We start from the raw sequence: 18,634 nt of genomic DNA, 5'->3' as shown, positions 1-18,634 counted from the left end.
CCCGCGTGGGAGTCGGACCATGCCTTGGTTGACCATCGAGAGCGCACCGTCTGGCGTTCCGGTATGGACCAGGGTTGCCGACGAGCATGGTCAGCGGAACGTTCAGATTCTAACCCGCAAGGGCTGGACTTGGTTCGCTGAGGCAGACGGCAGCGGGTACGTCTACTACACGCCAACACACTGGAAGCCGTGTCGTTGGGCTCCATAGCAAGCAGGGAAGCGGCAAAAGCGATGGCCATGGGTGAGATGCCGCCTCAGCTCGGCTGTCAAATCGGCAACCAGCTTCGGATGGCTCGCGAGGCCGCGAAAATGGACCGAGTCAAGCTGGCTGGCTTGAGCGGTTTCAGCCAAGAGCAGATCGAAGCGTGGGAGTCGGACGATGACGTGGCTTTTGCCGGCGACATTGCGGTCCTGTGCCGGGTGCTGAAGATGTCACCTGAGTGGATCCTCGATGTCGGCAATTGCAATGTCGGCCACTGACGAAGATGTCGGACCAGGGCGCGCCTTTGACCTCCGGAGATGTAGACGCAGAAATGAGCGTGGGAAGTGACCTTGTCCCGCAGGCTTAATCCAGTCTGAAGTTCGTTGTGGCCCAAGACAAACGACCAGAGCATTGAAGCGCAATCCCTTTCGGAGGAGGAAATCATCGGGAATTTGAAGGAGCATGAGGCCGACGTTTCGGTCGCCGATCTTTAGCCGCAAGCATGGCGTCAGCGACGCCAGTCTAAAAATGGAAAGGCAAATTCGGCCGGCTTGAGGTCTCGGAGGCCTGAAGACGCTGGAGGACGAGAACATGCGGCGAGGACGTTCCGGGTCCTCGGCGAGGCCTGGTCTCCGCAAGTCGGGTGATTGTCGGCGCCTCCGGTTGACCCTGATGCAGCAATCCGGCGGAAGTGACTTGTGATCAGCCTCCGAGTGCTGAATTTTCTGCCACTCACCCTTGCTCCGGCAAAATTCCTGTCCTATCTCAGCCTCGGCCCGAGGTTAGCACTCGCGGGCATCGACTGCTAACAATTTGAAATCTCCCAACTCGTGCAAATGCTTAGGAGGACTGCATGAAATTCCGTCGCTTCACGACCGCGTCGTGGTCAAGCGCATCGACGCAGAAGAGAAGACCGCTGGAGGCATCATCATTCCGGATATGGCCAAGGAAAAGCCCTCGCAGGGCGAAGTCATCGCCGTTGGCCCCGGCGGCCGCGACGAAGCCGGCAAGCTGATCCCGATCGATCTCCAGGTCGGCGACCGCGTGCTGTTCGGCAAGTGGTCGGGCACCGAGGTGAAGATCGACGGCCAGGAGCTGTTGATCATGAAGGAGAGCGACATCATGGGCGTTCTCACCCACCTCGGCGCCAAGAAGAAGGCCGCCTAATCCACCTCTTGCAACGCTCGCCCTGAGGAGCGCCTGCAAGGGCCTCCGACACGGGTGAAAAATTTCAACTCAGGGAAACCAATATGTCAGCCAAAGAAGTCAAATTCGGCGTCGATGCGCGCGACCGCATGCTGCGCGGTGTCGACATTCTCGCGAACGCCGTGAAGGTCACGCTCGGTCCGAAGGGCCGCAACGTCGTGCTCGACAAGTCGTTCGGCGCTCCCCGCATCACCAAGGACGGCGTCACCGTCGCCAAGGAGATCGAGCTCGACGACAAGTTCGAGAACATGGGCGCCCAGATGGTGCGCGAAGTCGCCTCCAAGTCCGCTGACGCCGCCGGCGACGGCACCACGACCGCGACCGTTCTCGCCGCCGCGATCGTCCGCGAAGGTGCCAAGGCGGTTGCCGCCGGCATGAACCCGATGGACCTCAAGCGCGGTATCGACCTCGCGGTCGAAGCCGTGGTGGCCGACCTCGAGAAGAACTCGAAGAAGGTCACCTCGAACGACGAGATCGCCCAGGTCGGCACCATCTCCGCCAACGGCGACGCCGAGATCGGCAAGTTCCTCTCCGACGCCATGAAGAAGGTCGGCAACGAGGGTGTCATCACCGTCGAGGAAGCCAAGTCGCTCGAGACCGAGCTCGACGTCGTCGAGGGCATGCAGTTCGACCGCGGCTACATCTCGCCCTACTTCGTCACCAACGCCGACAAGATGCGCGTTGAGATGGAGGATGCCTACATCCTCATCAACGAGAAGAAGCTCTCCTCGCTGAACGAGCTGCTGCCGCTGCTCGAGGCCGTGGTGCAGAGCGGCAAGCCGCTGGTCATCATCGCCGAGGACGTCGAAGGCGAGGCGTTGGCCACGCTCGTCGTGAACCGCCTCCGTGGCGGCCTCAAGGTCGCGGCCGTCAAGGCGCCAGGCTTCGGCGATCGCCGCAAGGCCATGCTGCAGGACATCGCGATCCTGACCGGCGGCCAGGCGATCTCGGAAGATCTCGGCATCAAGCTCGAGAACGTCACGCTCAACATGCTCGGTCGCGCCAAGAAGGTCATGATCGACAAGGAGAACACCACGATCGTCAACGGCGCCGGCAAGAAGGCTGACATCGAGGCACGCGTGGCCCAGATCAAGGCGCAGATCGAGGAGACCACCTCGGACTACGACCGTGAGAAGCTCCAGGAGCGTCTGGCCAAGCTCGCCGGCGGCGTCGCAGTGATCCGCGTCGGCGGCGCGACCGAGGTCGAGGTGAAGGAGCGCAAGGATCGCGTTGATGACGCGATGCATGCGACCCGCGCAGCCGTGGAAGAAGGCATCGTCCCGGGCGGCGGCGTCGCCCTGCTCCGTGCCTCCGAGCAGCTCAAGGGCCTGCGCACCAAGAACGACGACCAGAAGACCGGCGTCGAAATCGTGCGCAAGGCGCTGTCCTGGCCGGCTCGCCAGATCGCGATCAACGCCGGTGAAGACGGCTCGGTGATCGTCGGCAAGATCCTGGAGAAGGATCAGTACGCCTACGGCTTCGACTCGCAGACTGGCGAGTACGGCAACCTGGTGAGCAAGGGCATCATCGACCCGACCAAGGTCGTGCGCACGGCGATCCAGAACGCCTCCTCCGTGGCGGCGCTGCTGATCACCACCGAAGCCATGGTCGCCGAGCTGCCGAAGAAGGCCGCTGCCGGTCCCGCCATGCCTCCGGGCGGCGGCATGGACTTCTAAGTCCGACCGCGCTCCACGAATGCGAAACCCCGGCAGCGATGCCGGGGTTTTTGTTGTGCGGCCTCTCTCCCTTACCTCACCGACGCCCATAAGCTTGATCTGGCATGATCAATCAACGCCGTGTCCACAAATCTCCTCGCGAATAGCGCCTTGTCGGCGTCCAATCTCCATGCCGGATCTTGCTGTGCTGGGCAGCGTCGTACACGGGGCGAAGATGATGTTGGCGACCGAATGCGTCAGTCCTTGACCGCACTACGGACTTGCTTGACGTTGGTAACCACGGAGTGACTGGCGCCGGTGTAACCAGCTCTATTTCCTTGATTGCTTTTCAAGCTCGTATCGAGGCGGGCCAGGCGATCACTTGTCCAGACATCACAAGCCGGTCGCGTCCGCTTTCTTTGGCAGCACAGAGCGCCTTATCTGCGGCCTCTAGCAACGACGTGCATTGCACCTTGTCGCCCGTTGGCAGGTGTGTTGCCCCGCCAACACTCAGCGTGATCAGCTTGGAAGGCGGGTTGAGTGCGTGGAGTATGCCAAGGTCGCGAATAGCTTGCCGGAGTCGCTCGCCGACCTGCGCGCAGCCCGTTGCGTCGGTGTTCGGCAAGAGTAAAGCGAACTCCTCGCCACCATATCGAGCCGCGAGGTCCGCGGATCGCTTGGCCTGCTCGATCAGCCTGAACGAAGACACGCATCGCCAGCTTGGTGCCCATACTGGTCGTTGAACTTCTTGAAGTGATCGACGTCAACCAGCAGCAGAGACAAGGGCGTGCTCTCGCGCCTGGCTCGCTCCCACTCGGCCATTAGCTGCTCATCGAAATGTCTGCGGTTCGCCAAGCCCGTCAGGCCGTCCGAAATGGCGAGAACAGCGAGCCTGTCTTCCAGATCCTTATGCTCTGTCATGTCGCGCGAGATGGCCACCACGCCGTCTATCTCGCCGCTCTTGGGATTGCGAGTAACGCGTAGAGCGGTTTTCCATCCAGATCTCGCCTTTCTCGAGATGCCGATTGCGATAGATGATTCTGCGCCTCTTCGGCTTCGCCGCCCCGCAATGCGGAGACCGTTTGCTCAACCCGCGGCAGGTCGGATGTATGAACATGGACAACGCCACTGCTGCGTGGCGGATTTCCCAACCTGAATTGGCCAGACTGCTCGGCTCCGCAAAGCCCCAAAGTCGGACGGGCGCCGCTAGTCACGGTACGAAACGTACCGTTATGTCGCGATTTGAGCACGCTTGCGGTGAATCTCAGCGTGTCAGTTCAATTCGCGCATGGACGATGAGACACGCGGCGATATAGGTGGCGGCAACTTACACTATTGAACGCTGAATTTTTATTTGGTTGGCAACTGGGGGCTTGACGTGGGGCGGTCGTGCCGAGCCAAACCTCGGCTTTTATACGTCGTGTCTGAAGATTGGGTGTTCACGACGCACTTTCTGGAACTAGCTCGCGCGGTACGTGCCGCCGGCTTTGAGGTTGTGGTCGCCACCAGCGTGCGACAACGCCGAAGCGCCATCGAGCGAGAAGGGTTCCGTGTTCTGGAGATGCCGACCGATCGCGCGTCTCTATCAATCGTCTCATTGGTTCGCTCTGTCTCTCGTCTCCGTACAATTCTGTCGGAAGAGAAACCCGACCTCGTTCATGCTCTCATGATCAGGTCTGTAATCCTATTCGGCTTAGCGACACTAATCGGCCCACGATATCCTCTTCTCGCGTCATTTGCAGGTCTCGGGCGTTTGTGGGGCCGGGCGGGATGGGTTGGAGACATCATCCGCCACTTGGTTCGACTACTGACGAGCTGGATCGCGAGAAGTCCGATTGCCCTTGTTTCTTTTGAGAACGCAGACGATCGTTTGGAGTTTCCAAGTCTGCGGAATGGGATCGTTATTGGAGGATGGGGTATCGAAATCGCGCCCCATCAGTCCGGAAAACGACCTGATGGTCGTATACGCGTCGCCTTCTTAGGACGGATGCTTAAGGCAAAGGGGATCGAAGACACCATAGAAGCTGTGCGACTTGCGCGGGAGCAGGAGCGGCAGGTTGAGCTGGAGCTTTGGGGCAGTCCTGACCTGGCTAATCCAACAAGCTATACCGCCGAGGAGCTGAGCCAGCTTTCTGAGATTGACGGCGTCAAGTGGATGGGTGAGGCGCCCGACGTCGCGACGGTTTGGGAGCGCGCCGATATTGCGATCCTTCTGTCCGAACGTGAAGGAATGCCCCGAGCGCTCATGGAGGCCGCGGGTCATGGCGTTCCGATGATCGCGACGAATGTACCAGGCTGTCGCTCTGTCGTCCGGGATGGCGTCGATGGTTTGCTGGTGCCGCAGAGCGACCCTGTAGCCGCAGCAGAGGCAATTGTCTGCCTCGTACCGAGACCCGGCTACTCGCGAACGCATGGGCCAGATGGCTCGTGAACGGTTCAAGAAGAGATTTTCGAGAGACGTGGTCGTACCAAAGATTCTCGAGATCTATTCGCGCCTCACCCCGCATCGTGAGGGGGCAATTCCAGAAGTGTTGCGAGATCATGGATATCAGTAAGTTTTATCGAAAACGAAAAGTATTGGTCACGGGTGCCGGCGGATTTATCGGAAGCCACCTTACGGACGCCCTCGCGAAGGCAGGCGCCGATGTAACCGCGATGCTCAGGTACAGCTCTTCTCCGGGCTGGGGCAATCTCGAGTATTGCGCGCCCGACGTGAAGAGTTCAATTAGGGTGATAGCTGGGAATATCGAAGATCCGGAGTTTGTCGCTGAGGCGGTTCGCGACCATGAGATCGTATTTCATCTCGCGGCTCTGATCGCGATTCCGTATTCATATACTGCTCCACGGAGTTACGTCCGCACGAATATCGAAGGGACGTTGAATATCCTGGAGGCTGCTCGGCGAATGGGAGTTGCACGGGTAGTCCACACCTCGACATCTGAGGTCTACGGAACGGCACTCACCGAGGCAATTGACGAGAGCCATCCGCTCCAGGGGCAGTCACCTTATTCCGCGTCGAAGATTGGCGCCGACAAGATCAGCGGAAAGCTACTTTCTATCTTTCTCGACACCGGTGGTGACCGTTAGGCCATTCAACACCTTTGGTCCGAGGCAATCCGCTCGGGCTTTTATTCCGACGATCATTTCACAAGCTGCAACACGCGAGGTCATCGAGCTCGGCGCTCTGGATACGTTGCGGGATATGACCTTTGTGGGAGATACGGTTGCCGGCTTCCTTGCGGCAGGCGCGACGTCAGGCGTCGAAGGTGAAACGATCAACCTCGGCACCGGCCAGACATTCCCTGTGAGCCACTTCGTCGAGCGAATTCTGTCGTTGATGAACGTGAGCAAACGAATAGTTCAAGACCAGAAGCGCATTCGTCCTGCAAAGAGCGAGGTGCTTCGGCTTGTCTCAAATAATGAAAAAGCTCGAGGTCTGTTGCGCTGGGCGCCGGCAACCTCCATCGACGACGGCCTGAAGCACACCATCAGTTTCGTCGAAGCCAACATCGGCTCATACCGCACAGACATTTACAACATTTAGCGAAGACTCATAATATGATCAAAGCCCTCATCATGGCGGGCGGCAAAGGTACGCGCCTGAGGCCGTTCACTGCATCTTTTCCGAAGCCTCTTGTTCCGCTCGGCGATTTGCCCGTGCTCGAATTGTTGCTTCGCCAATTGAAAGGTGCGGGCGTTAAGGAGGTTCTTCTTTCCGTCAACCACTTGCATCATCTGATCCGCGCGTTTTGCGAGGATGGATCCAAATTTGGTCTCAAGATCGAATACGTACTGGAAGACGAGCCCCTGGGGACCGCAGGGTCATTAGCCTACGCGCTCGACAAGCTCAGTGACGACTTCATCGTCGCGAACGGGGATCTGCTCACCAACTTCAACATAGCGAAAATGGTCGAAGAGCATCGCAGGCAGCCAATAGCCGCTTCGATAGCTGTATTCGAGCGGAGCACGAGGATTGAGTTCGGCTTGATTGACGTCGACGAGAGCATGCGGCTCACCGGCTATCGGGAAAAGCCGACCTACTCACATTTGGTCAGCATGGGACTGTACGTGCTCAATCGCGCATCGGTCGCACCCCACCTCGTGCCAGGGGCGTTCCTCGACATGCCGCAGCTCATGCAAATCCTAATGAAGGCCGGAAAGCCCGTGATCTGCCGATCGCAGGATTGCTTATGGCTCGATATCGGCCGTCCGGAGGACTACGCTGCAGCGCAGCAGCTACTTCGAGCAGAAGCGTGAATTGTTCTTACAGGCGCAGCCATGACAGTCGCACTGGTCACGGGCGCCAATGGCTTCCTTGGACGCCACGTCCGGCACGAATTAACGAAGCGAGGCATCCCAGCAGTCGGTCTGTACAGATCATCAGCCAGTGCCGACCGACACTCGATCTTGCTTTCTGAGCCTCCGACCCAAGACAATCTGCGCGCAATTTTGGACGGGGTGGCCCCGTCGACGATCTTTCATTTAGCTGGTGCAACACGCTCCAACACGCCCGAGGAGCTTTATCAAGCCAACGTGTTCTTCGCCGCCCATCTTCTTGAAGCCGCCTTGAACACCAGACGTCCGCCAACCGTCGTTTTGGTTGGAAGTGCGGCAGAATACGGACACCCGATGCATGCGGATTTCGCTGTGCGGGAGACGGATCCGTGTGCTCCGCTGAGTCCCTACGGTATTTCGAAATTGGCGCAAACGCTCCACGGCCTGTCCCACTTTTCTCGTGGTCTCCCGGTGGTTGTCGCGAGGCTATTCAATCCGATAGGAGTTGGCGCACCGATGACAACAGCCCTGGGAAGTTTTGTGGCTCAACTCGCGGCTACGCCTTCGAGTGGACGCACACTGACAACTGGACCGCTCGATGCCGTGCGGGATTTTGTGGACGTCTTGGATGCGGCGCGTGCGCTGGTCGATTTGGCCGAAAATCGCACGGCATTTGGGCAAATTGTCAACGTTTGCACAGGGGTAGGCACCAGCGTTCAAAATCTCGTCGATCGGCTCATCGCTCTCGTTGGAGCGCCGATCGTTCACGAGATCGACACCAGACGGGGCGGCGCGAGTGACATCCAGGCGGTTGTCGGCGATACGGAGCGCCATCAGCAGCTTGGTATCGCGATCCCTCCGCCGGATATCGACGCGATTTTGCGCAACATGCTTGCCGCCGCCCGGGCGGGAAACACACATCTAGAACGGTTCGCGTCTTGACACCTGCACCAGTTAGCGTCGTCGTTCCTACATATCGCGATGGCGATGCGTTGCGCCGAGCGCTGGAGTCGGTGGCCAACCAGACGTTTCAACCGCGCGAAGTCGTCGTGGTCGATGATGCGACTGGAGATGACTCTTCAGAGAAGACCTGCGCCGCAGCACGAACTCTAAACATCAGGCTAGTCAAGCTGCCAACGAATGCGGGCCCAGGTGCGGCTCGGAATGCTGGCATAGCGGAAAGCACAGAGCCATTTTTGGCCTTCCTGGATGCGGACGATGAGTGGCACCCGGACAAGCTAAGGCGTCAGATGGAGATAATGCTCGGGCCAAGGGCGCCGCTGCTCAGTTCGCATCGAAAGGGCTTCAAGGGCGCTGCCTGGCGATGCCTCGAAGCGCGGCCGCAAGCGACTTCCATTACCCGGCTCTCGATTTTGATCTCAAACGTGGCACCAATCTCGACAGTCGTAATCCGGCGAGACGCGCTTAGACATCACTTTCCAGCAACCTATGCATGTGAAGACTATTGGTTTGTTGCAGCCAACGTACTCTCTGGGGTTCAGGCGGCCAGAATAGACGAGACCCTTGCGCGGGCCGATAAGCCCGCGTTCGGCGGTGAAGGTCTCAGCGGCCGGCTGCATGCAATGCAGCTAGGTGAAATGCACGCTCACTTCGCCTTGTGGAGACAAGGGCTAATTAGTGCGTGGGAGTACGCACCTCTCCTCATCTGGACGTTGCTCAAGTATCTGAGGCGCATCGCCGTGGTCACATTGCGCAATTGTGCTGTTTTCTCTGCCGAAGTGAAGCCGCAAGAGCAATAGGCAGTTCGACTCATGACCCAAGAAAACAGGCATATCTTCAGCGACATTGGCCTCGCCGAACATTTACTGTCGGCGCTCGGATTGTCGGCTACAAACCGTCGAAAGTGAGCCACGCATGATAACTAGGATCACCGAGAATCATCTAGCGGTCTCTTCACGCGTCAACCTCGTCTCCGCAAGGACCAGGCGTAGCTCCCTTGCCATCGGCGATGTGCTGTCGGCCGCTCAACAGCGGCAGCTTTGGCTTCGACTTGGATGGAATGATATTCTGCAGCGATATCGCCGTTCGGTTCTTGGGCCCCTTTGGCTGACGGTCAGTATGGCGATTATGATCGTGTCGCTCGGAGTTCTTTATGCGCAGATCTTCCACAGCCCAATAGATGACTTTCTCCCATATCTCTGTGTTGGCTTTCTGGTCTGGGCTGCTTCTCAGCTTCCTGGTCGACTCCGGTTCGCTATTTGTGGCCTCCGAAACTTACATCAAGCAGATCAAGCTGCCCTATTTCTCGTATGTCTGTCGGGCAACCTGGAGCAAGATCATCATCCTCACGCACAACTTCGTCATCTACCTGGGCGTGATTGCGTATTTCCACCTCTGGCCAGGCTTGCCTGGTTTGCTGGCAGTTCTTGGCTTCCTATTCCTCACGGTGAATGGAGCGTTGGCAGCACTGTTCATCGGGATGATTTCGGCGCGCTTCCGCGATATTCCGCAGGTGATCAGTTCCTTCGTCCAAATCCTGTTCTTCGTCACGCCAATCATGTGGAAGTCCGACGTTCTCAAGGATCACATGCTTATTGTGGATTGGAATCCGTTTTATCACTTGGTCCAGATCGTTAGAGCTCCGCTGTTGGGCGACATCCCCTCGACCTCGACGTATGTGGTGGTCGCCACGATAACCATGATCAATCTTGTCGTGGTCGGGCTGTTCTTTGGCAGATACCGCGAACGAATCTCCTATTGGGTCTAAAATGTCGAGTCTGATGGACGCAAATGGCGAGCGATTGACGCTGGACGGCGTCAGTGTTTCATTTCCGATCTACAGCGGCGGATCACGCTCGCTTAAGAAAGGTCTTTTGTACCGCGGCTCGAGAGGCCGCATTGCGAGCGATGCGAACGACCGGCTCGTGGTGGAGGCGTTGCGAAATGTATCGCTGCAGTTCTCGATTGGCGATCGCGTCGCGCTGATCGGCGCAAACGGTGCCGGCAAGACGACGCTCTTGCGCGTAATGGCCGGAATATATGAGCCTGTCTCCGGCGTGGTCCGCGTTTCTGGACGAATTTCACCGATGTTTGACATTGGACTCGGCATCGATCCAGAACTCAGTGGGCTGGAAAATATCAGGCTCCGTGGACTGCTGTTGGGACTAAGTCCCGACGAAATCGAGCGACTAGTGCCCGACATTGGAGCCTTCACCGAGCTCGGTGACTATCTTGACTTGCCGGCACGCACCTACTCGTCCGGGATGCTGACACGACTTACATTCGCTGTAGCAACGTGCTTTGCGCCAGAAATCCTCCTGATGGACGAATGGATCCTCGCGGGTGACGCGGGGTTTCTCGCTAAAGCCGAGCGTCGCATAGAATCATTCGTGGAGAATGCGAGCGTGCTCGTCCTGGCCTCTCACAATGAACAGATTTGCAGGACGTGGTGCACGAAGGCCGTATGGCTCGACAGTGGCGAGGTCAAGGCAGTCGGGCGTATCGACGAAATATTGTCGGCCTATCGCGATGAACTGAGTGCTCCCTGAGCAATGGGATCTCGGTGCGTGATGAGCTTCAGTTCCGGCATTTTGAAAACATACATTGCCCACAGATCGCGATGCGAGGACACGTTGATCGCATGAATGTTCAGACCTCATTAGCCTCTTTCACGTGCAATGCGTGTCAAGGTCAGAGATTTACTCTGATGGCAAGACGCAAGGATGACGTTGCAGTCTTACGATGCGAAGACTGTGGGCTTGGTGTCATCGAGGCAATTCCAGACGATCTTGGGGCATATTACGATGATGCCTACTACGGCTCGGTCGATCGGGCCGTCGGCTACAATGACTATCAATTGATGGCTGAGCATGGCTTATCGTGGGCCGCCGAACTGGTTAGCCGCCTAAAGGATGGCGGAAAGATTTTCGATATCGGCTGCGCAGACGGAAGTCTTCTTTAGCGACTCCCAAGCACGTTTGACCTCTACGGTATCGAAGTCAATGAACGCATGATACGGCGTTCCGAACAGGCCAACATAACTATTCTTGGCCGGGATCTATTGGATCCAAGGATCCAAGACGAGTACGCACAGCAATTCGACTGTGTAACTGCAATAGCAGTGTTCGAGCATCTGCGCGACCTTCGTAGAGGGGTTCAAACCGCGCTAAGCCTGCTCAAGCCAGATGGCATCCTGCTGTTCGAAGTGCCCTACATCTCAGAAATTCACGAAAACAAAGTGTGGTATGAGAGCTCGTTGGAGCACGTCTTCTATCCATCCGAGAGACTCGCTAAATCTGCTGATAGAGAAGCTCGGATTTCGTCTGGTTGGGAGCGAGCTTTATATCCGAGAGTTCGCTTCCAATTTCATCGGGATCGTATTTCGCGATGAAACACGCGCTGACCACATTAAGGAAGTATTCGAACTCGTAACGGGGAACGAAGGACCTATCGCGGATAGACAGCTCCGGGCTACGCGTCAAAAGCTGATGCTTGTCCACGCGGCACAGAGTACGCCCGATCTGCTCGTGGGCTTGCCGGACCTGTTGCAGTCTTCTCTGGATGGGCCTTTGCTGCATCGAATTGAAAGGCTCTGGACCCGTGATCTGACGAGATTGAGCGCGGCACGCAGTGAGTATGACGCGATAGCTGCAAGCTATTCGACGTTGGTTAACGAAAGTAAGTCCAAAGCGCAGGCGATGGAAGCGCGGATAACGCGTCTTTCAGAGCAGCTGGACGAAGAAGCCAAAAACTATGCCGCGCTGGCACGGGAAAGTCGAGACCAGGTGAGCGCCATGGAAGCGCAGGTGAGAGAGCTTTCGGATCAACTCAGTGAGGAAGGTGCACGGTATGCGACATTAGAGCGGGACAGTCGCGACAAGTCCGTGGTGATGGAAGCACAACTAGGGCGGCTTTCCGAACGGCTTAACGACGAGGTCGCGAAGTATGCCACTCTTGTACGGGACAGCAAAACTCAGATCTGAGGAATTCGAGGCGCGCGTAAGAACACTATGTAGCCAACTGGAGAAAGCTGCAGCGGACTATTCCTCGCTCGATCGAGGCGCAAAGGAAGAGATACAAGGATTGGCCATTCAGGTGAATTCTCTTTCAAGTCGACTTGCGCATTCTTCTGAGGAAAATGTCGCCGGCGCAAATGAACGCGCCCGCCTCGCGGCTCACGTAGCGCTTCTGGAAGCGACTAACGCGGAGCTCAATCGAGTTGCTCAAGATGACAAGAGAGTAAGAGAGCTCGAAGTGGCAAACTTGAAAGAGAACGTCAGAGCCTTAGCCGATCAAGTTTCGGCCAAGACTATCGAGATTGACCTCATGCTGCGCAGCACAATCTGGAAATCAACTTCGGTGTTGCGCCGGGTGGGCCATCGATCGCCGCGCGTATCCCGCGCGGGACGTCAAGCGCTAAAGCTTCTCAAATGGTCTGCGAATTTCGAACTGCGGCAGAAGTTGTCCGAAGCGATTGCGACTCGACGAAAATATCGCGCGGAGGAACTGGCGGCGCGCGATATCCAGCTTCCAACGCTCGCGTTCGACGAGCGAACTTGTCTTGACGGGGACGGATACGCGGAGATGGGCGAGGACGAGGCCGTCGAATGGCCGATCGACCGCCCACTCGTGACAATCGTTATTACCTCATTTAACTACGGTCATTTCGTTGCAGACGCGGTCGATTCGGTGCTCGCGCAGACGTTGGACGACATCGAAGTGATCGTCGTCGAAGGAGGGTCAACAGACCCGGCGTCTCGAGAGCAGACACTAACTCTGAAGCGCCCGAAGACGAGGGTCATTGCACAGGCGGAGGCACATCAGGTTGGAGCGAACCGAAACTTCGGTATCAGTCAGGCTCGGGGCAAGTACATCTGCTGTCTCGACGCGGACGATTTGCTCAAACCGACTTACATCGAGAAGGCAGTGTTTCTGCTGGAGACCTACGGATATGACGTCGTCTCTTGCGCGATGCAGCAGTTCGGCGGCGCCGACGAGAAAGTCGGCATTCTTGATGAGCCGTTACTGGCCGACATGCTCGAGGGCAATCATGTCTTGACCTGCGCGGTGTTTCGCCGAAGCCTATGGCGTAAGGCTGGGGGCTACCGCGATACTGATCGCGCAATTACCGGACACATCTACGAAGATTGGCTCTTTTGGGCGCGGCTCGCGGCAATGGGTGCGCGAATCCATAACATGTCAAAAGAGCATCTCTTCTTGTATCGCAGACATGGCCCAAGCATGAGCACGCAATCCGATCTGCATTCCATGGCCATTCATCGTAAATTGATCTCGCAGGCTCTGGGTGAGCTCATCACACCAGCCGCTTACCGCAACTCGCGTGTCGCCGCTGCAGCCGATAGGCGACCGGACAATGCAGTTGTTAATTTCTTGGGAGAGCTTCAAGTGTCCGGGGAAAACCTGCGATCCTGCTGGCTCTCCCTTTTACCATAATTGGAGGAGCAGAGCGCTTGCTCAGTAGTGTTCTCGCCCACCTTGCAAACGAAGGTTGGCGAGTAACGGTTCTGACCTCCATTGACCCGGGAAACGAACACGGCGATTCCACCAGCTGGTTTGAAGGCGCTACGACCGAGATTTTTCATTTACCCCGTTTCCTGGCCACGGATCGCTGGCCGGATTTCGTGTCCTACCTAATTGCCTCGCGTGAGATCGACGTCATCTGGATCGCGGGAAGCTCCTTTATGTACAACCTTCTACCCGTGATACGCGCGAAGTTTCCGAAAATCAGGGTGGCTGACTTGCTGTTCAACACGGTTGGTCATACGAAAAACAACAGGAAATATGCCAAGCTTATCGACATTAATTTCGTAGAAAATCGGGAAGTCCTGCAGTTCATTTTGGACGCTGGAGAGTCACGAGATCGCGTCCTGCAGATCTCCAGCGGGATTGATTTGCAAAAGTATCTGCCGGGTCAACGCCACGCTTCAGTAGTCAGTTTGTTGAGCGCGACCCCTGAGGAGCTGATCGTCGGCTTTTCAGGTCGATGGTCAGACGAGAAGGATCCTCTGGCCTTTATCGAAATCGCGCGGAGGTTATCGCACCTGCCGATACACTTTGTGATGACCGGGGCCGGAGCACTTCGCTCGAAGATCGAGCGCGCAATCGCGACCGCGGACCTCAAAAATCGCTTTCATCTCATCGGCGAAGTAGAAGACGTCCGTCCCTGGATAGGATCATATGATGTGCTTGCACTGCCTTCTCGGTCTCGACGGCCGACCGGTTGTCGTCTTGGAGGCGCTTGCGCTCGGCGTTCCAGTTGTGGCGTCTGCCGTCGGGGGGCTACCTGATCTGATCCAGGATGGAATCAACGGTTATCTTTGCCAGCCAGGAGCAATCGACGAGTTTTCGGATAGAATTGCGAACCTTGCACTCGATCGCGAATTGCTCGAAGAAATGAGAAAAGCAGCGAGACGCAGCGCTGAGCGGAGCCTCGACGCACGCAGTATGCTTTCTCGCTACGAGAAGGGATTGAGGGCGTTAATTCGAGATGCGAATTGATGCCAGCCTTGTTCGTCACCGAGTGCGGCGAGGGGCCTCGACGCACTCCATTGGCCGATTAGCCAACCTGTTATGCGATGAACTGGATCGGAATCGTTGTGACCATGGCCATCGGCACGATCATCATCGGGGTCGTTGTGGACGCCGAGGTGACGAAGTGTCATGATGGTTCGCTGTATGCAACGTTGCGCTTATGCAAACCGAGTTAGTCGGCGCGACAGGGTGGAAGATCCTCATGCGGCGCTCTGTGCTCCAGTGCTAAGCCAGTCAACATGGAAGAGGCTCGCCAGCGACGCTAAGACGACGTCCATAATGATCGAACGGGACACTCGCGACGGAGTCGCCCTGAGGAGCGAAAGTCGCAGAGGGAGACATCAATTTGTTTGATAAGTTGAATGTGAAATCCACGCAGATGTTGGAGCGGCCACAGGTTTTGAACGGTGCTCCGAGTGAACCGCGCTGGGCGCGGCTGCCCGACTGGGCACGGAGTTTCTTCCGAGTTCGGAATACCCGCGATGGGCTTCGGGTGTGGGGCCTCAGGGTCGGTCTTATCGATTGCTTAGCAGTGACCTTGGCTGTCGTGTTTCCGTGGTCAACCTCGCTGACGACTGGCCTTGTGCTCCTCATTCTTCCCCTGATGCTGGCCACATACTCGCCGCGAGACGTGGCCGAGGAGCTCAAGCGCCCGGCCTGCGCACTTCCGATGGCGCTCGTTGGACTAGCTCTCATCGGGACTACGTGGGCCAACGGTGTGCCATGGTCAGACCGGTTGCACGCGCTCGAAAGGTACTGAAGTTTATCTGGATGCTGCCGCTTTTTCTTTATTTCCGGAAGACATCTCACGCGACGTCGGTGTTCGTCGCGTTTGTCTGTTCCAATCTGGTGTTGCTTGGGTTTTCATTTCTCGTGTTTACGTCACCAGAGGTCAGAGACATCGTAGACGCAAAGGAGCCAGGAGTACCGTTAAAAAACTACATCGATCAGAGTCAAGCTTTTGCACTGGTCGCGGTGATATTCTTAGGACTCGCGGCAGAATCCCTCCGTAAAAAGCTTCTAGGTAGAGCGATTGCGTTCGTTGCAGTTTCGGCTGCCTTCTTCGCAAATCTCGCCTTTATAAATATCGCACGAACGGCCATTCTTTATATACCTGTAATGCTATCGCTGCTTGTGTTGCGGTATGTACGCGGATGGCTTTCCTTGGTCACGTTTGCAGGATTTGCTTGTCTAGCCGTTGGACTATGGGCGGTATCTCCCAATCTTCAATCGAAGATGTCACGGCTGTACAAGGAGGTCGACGCCTATCAGGCGAACGCGACGACAGTTGACGGACATCCGGCGGGCGGTGCGGAGCGCCTCGAATTCTGGCGCAAGTCGATCGGCTTTGTTCGCTCTGCGCCGATCATCGGTCATGGCACAGGTTCGACCAAGGGATTGTTCTCCGCGGAAGCGACCGGAAAGTCCGGTATAATGGCCATGGTTGTCGACAACCCGCATAATCAGACCTTTGCCGTAGCGATCCAATGGGGCGTAGTGGGATGCCTTGTGCTCTATGCGATGTGGGGAGCACATTTGTGGCTATTCCGGAGTGGCTTCGGTGGGCCGAACCAAAGTTTGCTTGCGTGGATAGGCCTTGTAGCTGTCGTACAGAATATCGTGAGCTCCGTGTTTAACTCGCACTTGTTTGATTTCTATCAGGGATGGCTATACCTTTTCGTGGTCTGCATCGCAGGTGGTCAGCTCGAGCGCAATAAAGCCAACCCATCATCCGCGAGCCCACAATGAAATACCATAGGCGTTGGGCTATTTTGCCTCGAACTGAGCACTGACAGCAAGATGGGCGCTCTCCCCACAAGCAAGCAATAGCAATCCACGACGCAATTGCGTGCGGCGCGGCAATCAGAGTGAGAATGCTCTCTCCCCGATCGTCGCGCTACACCCGGCGCAATTACTCATGTCACCCTGACCTGCTCCGGATCCAGGGCCGGCTTACGCCGACAGCCTCGAGCTCCTTCTTGCCGACGGCAAGCGTGATCAGGGAGACGAATTCCCGTTCGAACCGCTCGATGTCTTCGGTCGGCACGATCGCGACCTGGCAGCGGTTAACGGGGTTCATTGCGGTGACGGTGCGCAGGTATCCGGCCGCCCGAACAACTAGAGAACTTGGAAGATGCGGCCGACGATGGCCTGCGCTTCCTTGGGAGTTGGGGCGCGAGTACCGGTAGGACGCCTTTGGAGATCTTGCATCGACGCCCGGCTTGTCGTCGACAACGATGTCGAACCCGGTCGCGCCGGCCTGGCATCCTCTTCCTCGGTGAGTGTTTTGAGCATGCGCTCGAATGAGGCGACGGCGCCGAACAACTCGCAGGCAGTGACGGCGACATGGAGGGGCAGGGGTCGGGGTCGAGCGTCCTACGCCTTCTGTCTACCGCTTCCAGAAGGCCAATAGCGGCCAATGGGGCCAGAACGTCATCATGGTCTAGGATACCGGTTGAGCGCCGAACTAGCGTCGGCCGTTGTTTAAAGTGTCGGCTTTGCAAACATGAATATCGACCCACCCCGGCGCGAGATTCTCGTCCCGTGCCTTGAGCTCTCTCCATCGGAGATACACGTCTCTGATCTCGTACACCGAGCGCCATTTTTCACGTGGAAGCTCCAGCCCAAACAGACCGCTCATTTCTCCGGTAAATTGGCGTTCAAAGTAGCTTCCCTCTGTCGGAGGATGCGGAGCCTTCGTAAAGGGATGCATCCATTGATTGACGATTTGGGCACGATCGTACCCGGCCTTTCCGAGCACTTCGATATCGATTTCGCTATTTACCTCGAGAGAGACAAATGTCGGTCTGCGATTATCCCTTTCCAGTTGATCGCGAAAGAGTTCGTCGGCTCCTTCAAGGTCGCATTTGACATAGTACGGGACGCCATACTGGTCGAAAAGCTGATGAAGATCTGTTGTTGGCACAATGATTTCGACGGACTCGTATATCCCCTTTTCTGCGGCAAGCTTGATCAGACTTCCCCAATCATCTTTTCCGGGAACGCTGTAGATGTGGCCATCTCTCCAGCCCTGTGCGACAGGGCTTTGTTGATGGGCACAAATCTAGTCCCAAACGGTGCCAGGCGCTTGCACGTACTGTCGCAAATTTCTGGAACGGCCTCCAATCCGACAACCTGAAAGCCCTTGGAGAGATAGAACTCCGCATCATAACCGCGATGTAGTCCCAAGTCGAAAATGAGATCGCGCTGAGGAAGTGACGGATTGGATTCTGCGCGCCGCTCGATAAGGCTCATTTGAAGATATGCTCCTCGCCTCAAAAGCTGCATTGCACAGGAGTCTCAACCAGAAGTCAAGCCGCTGTGGTCGAGCTCTGCAAGGCCGATCCGAAGATCCAGCCCGTGCCGTGGTGGTTCATCGCGATCGTGTCGGAGCGGAAATACGGTGGGCCGCCACATTGGCGTAGCCCGGCCGCGGAATATCGGCGCTGTTGTTTTGCTGTGGCGCTATTTTGCCGCTGGGCCTGCTCGCGCTGCAACGCTCTCTACTCGGGACGCAGGCTGAACGCCTGCTCGGTATCGCTGTCGTCCTGAGCGTAATCGGCACAGGTTTTACGCTGCCGTTCTACGGCGGCGAAGCCTATGGCCTTCACGCGCTGGGGCAGGAAGCGCTGCAGCAGCACTCTGCGTCCTTGCTCGGCCCGGTCTCGGCTATCCGCTCCGGCCCCGGCCTCTCATGTTCCTTGCCGGCCTGCTGCTCCTTGCCGCGTCCGCAATAGCGACCGCAACGGCGCTTTGGCGCTCCGGTCGCTATCCGAAGGCAAGT

19 protein-coding genes and 4 pseudogenes are annotated in these 18,634 nt (G+C 57.1%); 17 read left to right on the top strand and 6 right to left on the bottom strand.

Translation table 11 applies throughout. The annotated features are described in order from the left end of the window. Positions 1 to 231 precede the first annotated feature (231 nt). From ACSKB8_RS44930 to groL, 4 genes and pseudogenes are all read left to right on the top strand, one after another. Complete coding sequence (locus tag ACSKB8_RS44930) at positions 232 to 480, top strand: helix-turn-helix domain-containing protein (RefSeq protein ID WP_438111843.1); 249 nt, start codon at positions 232 to 234, stop codon at positions 478 to 480. Positions 481 to 612: 132 nt separating this feature from the next. Beyond that, a pseudogene (locus ACSKB8_RS44925) lies at positions 613 to 808 on the top strand (transposase); the annotation flags it as partial. Positions 809 to 1,060: 252 nt separating this feature from the next. Beyond that, complete coding sequence (locus ACSKB8_RS44920; protein ID WP_438111882.1) at positions 1,061 to 1,369, top strand: co-chaperone GroES; 309 nt, start codon at positions 1,061 to 1,063, stop codon at positions 1,367 to 1,369. 83 nt (positions 1,370 to 1,452) lie between these two features. Then, complete coding sequence (gene groL / locus ACSKB8_RS44915; RefSeq protein WP_438111842.1) at positions 1,453 to 3,084, top strand: chaperonin GroEL; 1,632 nt, start codon at positions 1,453 to 1,455, stop codon at positions 3,082 to 3,084. Between the two features lie 328 nt (positions 3,085 to 3,412). On the opposite strand, the gene ACSKB8_RS44910 is transcribed toward groL, so the two are convergent. Continuing rightward, positions 3,413 to 3,772 carry a diguanylate cyclase gene (locus ACSKB8_RS44910; protein ID WP_438111841.1) on the bottom strand — a complete coding sequence of 120 codons (360 nt, stop codon included), beginning with the start codon at positions 3,770 to 3,772 and terminating at the stop codon, positions 3,413 to 3,415. Next, positions 3,754 to 4,005, bottom strand: coding sequence for a GGDEF domain-containing protein (locus ACSKB8_RS44905; protein WP_438111840.1), 252 nt, complete (start codon positions 4,003 to 4,005; stop codon positions 3,754 to 3,756). The genes ACSKB8_RS44910 and ACSKB8_RS44905 overlap by 19 nt, the downstream gene beginning before the upstream one ends. A 478-nt stretch (positions 4,006 to 4,483) precedes the next feature. On the opposite strand from ACSKB8_RS44905, the gene ACSKB8_RS44900 reads away from it, so the two are divergent. The 13 genes and pseudogenes from ACSKB8_RS44900 (at position 4,484) to ACSKB8_RS44840 (ending at position 16,599) form a co-directional block, all read left to right on the top strand. Beyond that, the gene (locus ACSKB8_RS44900; RefSeq protein ID WP_438111839.1) at positions 4,484 to 5,494 is read left to right on the top strand and encodes a glycosyltransferase; all 1,011 of its coding nucleotides are present in this window, start codon (positions 4,484 to 4,486) and stop codon (positions 5,492 to 5,494) included. A 110-nt stretch (positions 5,495 to 5,604) separates the two neighbouring features. Beyond that, a pseudogene (locus ACSKB8_RS44895) lies at positions 5,605 to 6,607 on the top strand (GDP-mannose 4,6-dehydratase). Between the two features lie 14 nt (positions 6,608 to 6,621). After that, positions 6,622 to 7,320, top strand: a complete 699-nt coding sequence (locus ACSKB8_RS44890) for a sugar phosphate nucleotidyltransferase (protein ID WP_438111838.1) — start codon at positions 6,622 to 6,624, stop codon at positions 7,318 to 7,320. A gap of 21 nt (positions 7,321 to 7,341) precedes the next feature. Further along, entirely contained in the window at positions 7,342 to 8,280 is a 939-nt protein-coding gene (locus ACSKB8_RS44885) for an NAD-dependent epimerase/dehydratase family protein (protein ID WP_438111837.1), read from the top strand. Beyond that, entirely contained in the window at positions 8,277 to 9,098 is an 822-nt protein-coding gene (locus tag ACSKB8_RS44880) for a glycosyltransferase family 2 protein (RefSeq protein ID WP_438111836.1), read from the top strand. Before ACSKB8_RS44885 ends, ACSKB8_RS44880 begins: the two co-directional genes overlap by 4 nt. Before the next feature lie 380 nt (positions 9,099 to 9,478). Continuing rightward, on the top strand, positions 9,479 to 10,066 hold the full coding sequence (locus ACSKB8_RS44875; protein ID WP_438111835.1) for an ABC transporter permease: 588 nt from the start codon (positions 9,479 to 9,481) through the stop codon (positions 10,064 to 10,066). Position 10,067: 1 nt separating this feature from the next. Further along, positions 10,068 to 10,847 carry an ABC transporter ATP-binding protein gene (locus ACSKB8_RS44870; RefSeq protein ID WP_438111834.1) on the top strand — a complete coding sequence of 260 codons (780 nt, stop codon included), beginning with the start codon at positions 10,068 to 10,070 and terminating at the stop codon, positions 10,845 to 10,847. A 14-nt stretch (positions 10,848 to 10,861) separates the two neighbouring features. Then, the gene (locus ACSKB8_RS44865; RefSeq protein WP_438111833.1) at positions 10,862 to 11,260 is read left to right on the top strand and encodes a hypothetical protein; all 399 of its coding nucleotides are present in this window, start codon (positions 10,862 to 10,864) and stop codon (positions 11,258 to 11,260) included. A 24-nt stretch (positions 11,261 to 11,284) separates the two neighbouring features. Further along, positions 11,285 to 11,689, top strand: a pseudogene (locus ACSKB8_RS44860) (class I SAM-dependent methyltransferase); the annotation flags it as partial. A 97-nt stretch (positions 11,690 to 11,786) separates the two neighbouring features. Then, complete coding sequence (locus ACSKB8_RS44855) at positions 11,787 to 12,281, top strand: hypothetical protein (RefSeq protein WP_438111832.1); 495 nt, start codon at positions 11,787 to 11,789, stop codon at positions 12,279 to 12,281. A gap of 100 nt (positions 12,282 to 12,381) precedes the next feature. Then, a complete protein-coding gene (locus ACSKB8_RS44850) occupies positions 12,382 to 13,752 on the top strand; it encodes a glycosyltransferase family 2 protein (RefSeq protein ID WP_438111831.1) in 1,371 nt (456 codons plus the stop codon). A gap of 248 nt (positions 13,753 to 14,000) precedes the next feature. Beyond that, a pseudogene (locus ACSKB8_RS44845) lies at positions 14,001 to 14,817 on the top strand (glycosyltransferase). A gap of 756 nt (positions 14,818 to 15,573) precedes the next feature. Beyond that, positions 15,574 to 16,599: an O-antigen ligase family protein gene (locus ACSKB8_RS44840; RefSeq protein ID WP_438111830.1), complete on the top strand. Its 1,026-nt coding sequence runs from the start codon at positions 15,574 to 15,576 to the stop codon at positions 16,597 to 16,599. 172 nt (positions 16,600 to 16,771) lie between these two features. Here ACSKB8_RS44840 and ACSKB8_RS44835 read toward each other — a convergent pair whose 3' ends face one another. The 4 genes from ACSKB8_RS44835 to ACSKB8_RS44820 all read right to left on the bottom strand — a co-directional run bounded on the left by ACSKB8_RS44835 (position 16,772) and on the right by ACSKB8_RS44820 (position 18,491). Further along, on the bottom strand, positions 16,772 to 16,930 hold the full coding sequence (locus tag ACSKB8_RS44835; RefSeq protein ID WP_438111829.1) for a hypothetical protein: 159 nt from the start codon (positions 16,928 to 16,930) through the stop codon (positions 16,772 to 16,774). Between the two features lie 387 nt (positions 16,931 to 17,317). Continuing rightward, complete coding sequence (locus ACSKB8_RS44830) at positions 17,318 to 17,776, bottom strand: hypothetical protein (RefSeq protein ID WP_438111828.1); 459 nt, start codon at positions 17,774 to 17,776, stop codon at positions 17,318 to 17,320. 47 nt (positions 17,777 to 17,823) lie between these two features. Further along, the gene (locus tag ACSKB8_RS44825; protein ID WP_438111827.1) at positions 17,824 to 18,105 is read right to left on the bottom strand and encodes a hypothetical protein; all 282 of its coding nucleotides are present in this window, start codon (positions 18,103 to 18,105) and stop codon (positions 17,824 to 17,826) included. Between the two features lie 248 nt (positions 18,106 to 18,353). After that, positions 18,354 to 18,491 (bottom strand): hypothetical protein, encoded by a 138-nt coding sequence (locus tag ACSKB8_RS44820; protein ID WP_438111826.1) that lies wholly within the window; start codon positions 18,489 to 18,491, stop codon positions 18,354 to 18,356. Between the last annotated feature and the right edge of the window lie 143 nt (positions 18,492 to 18,634).

Origin of the sequence: Bradyrhizobium sp. BR 1432, from assembly GCF_051547705.1 — a bacterium.
GTDB lineage: Bacteria > Pseudomonadota > Alphaproteobacteria > Rhizobiales > Xanthobacteraceae > Bradyrhizobium > Bradyrhizobium zhanjiangense.
Note: the sequence above shows the minus strand (reverse complement) of the source record. Positions and strands in the feature narration are given on the sequence as shown.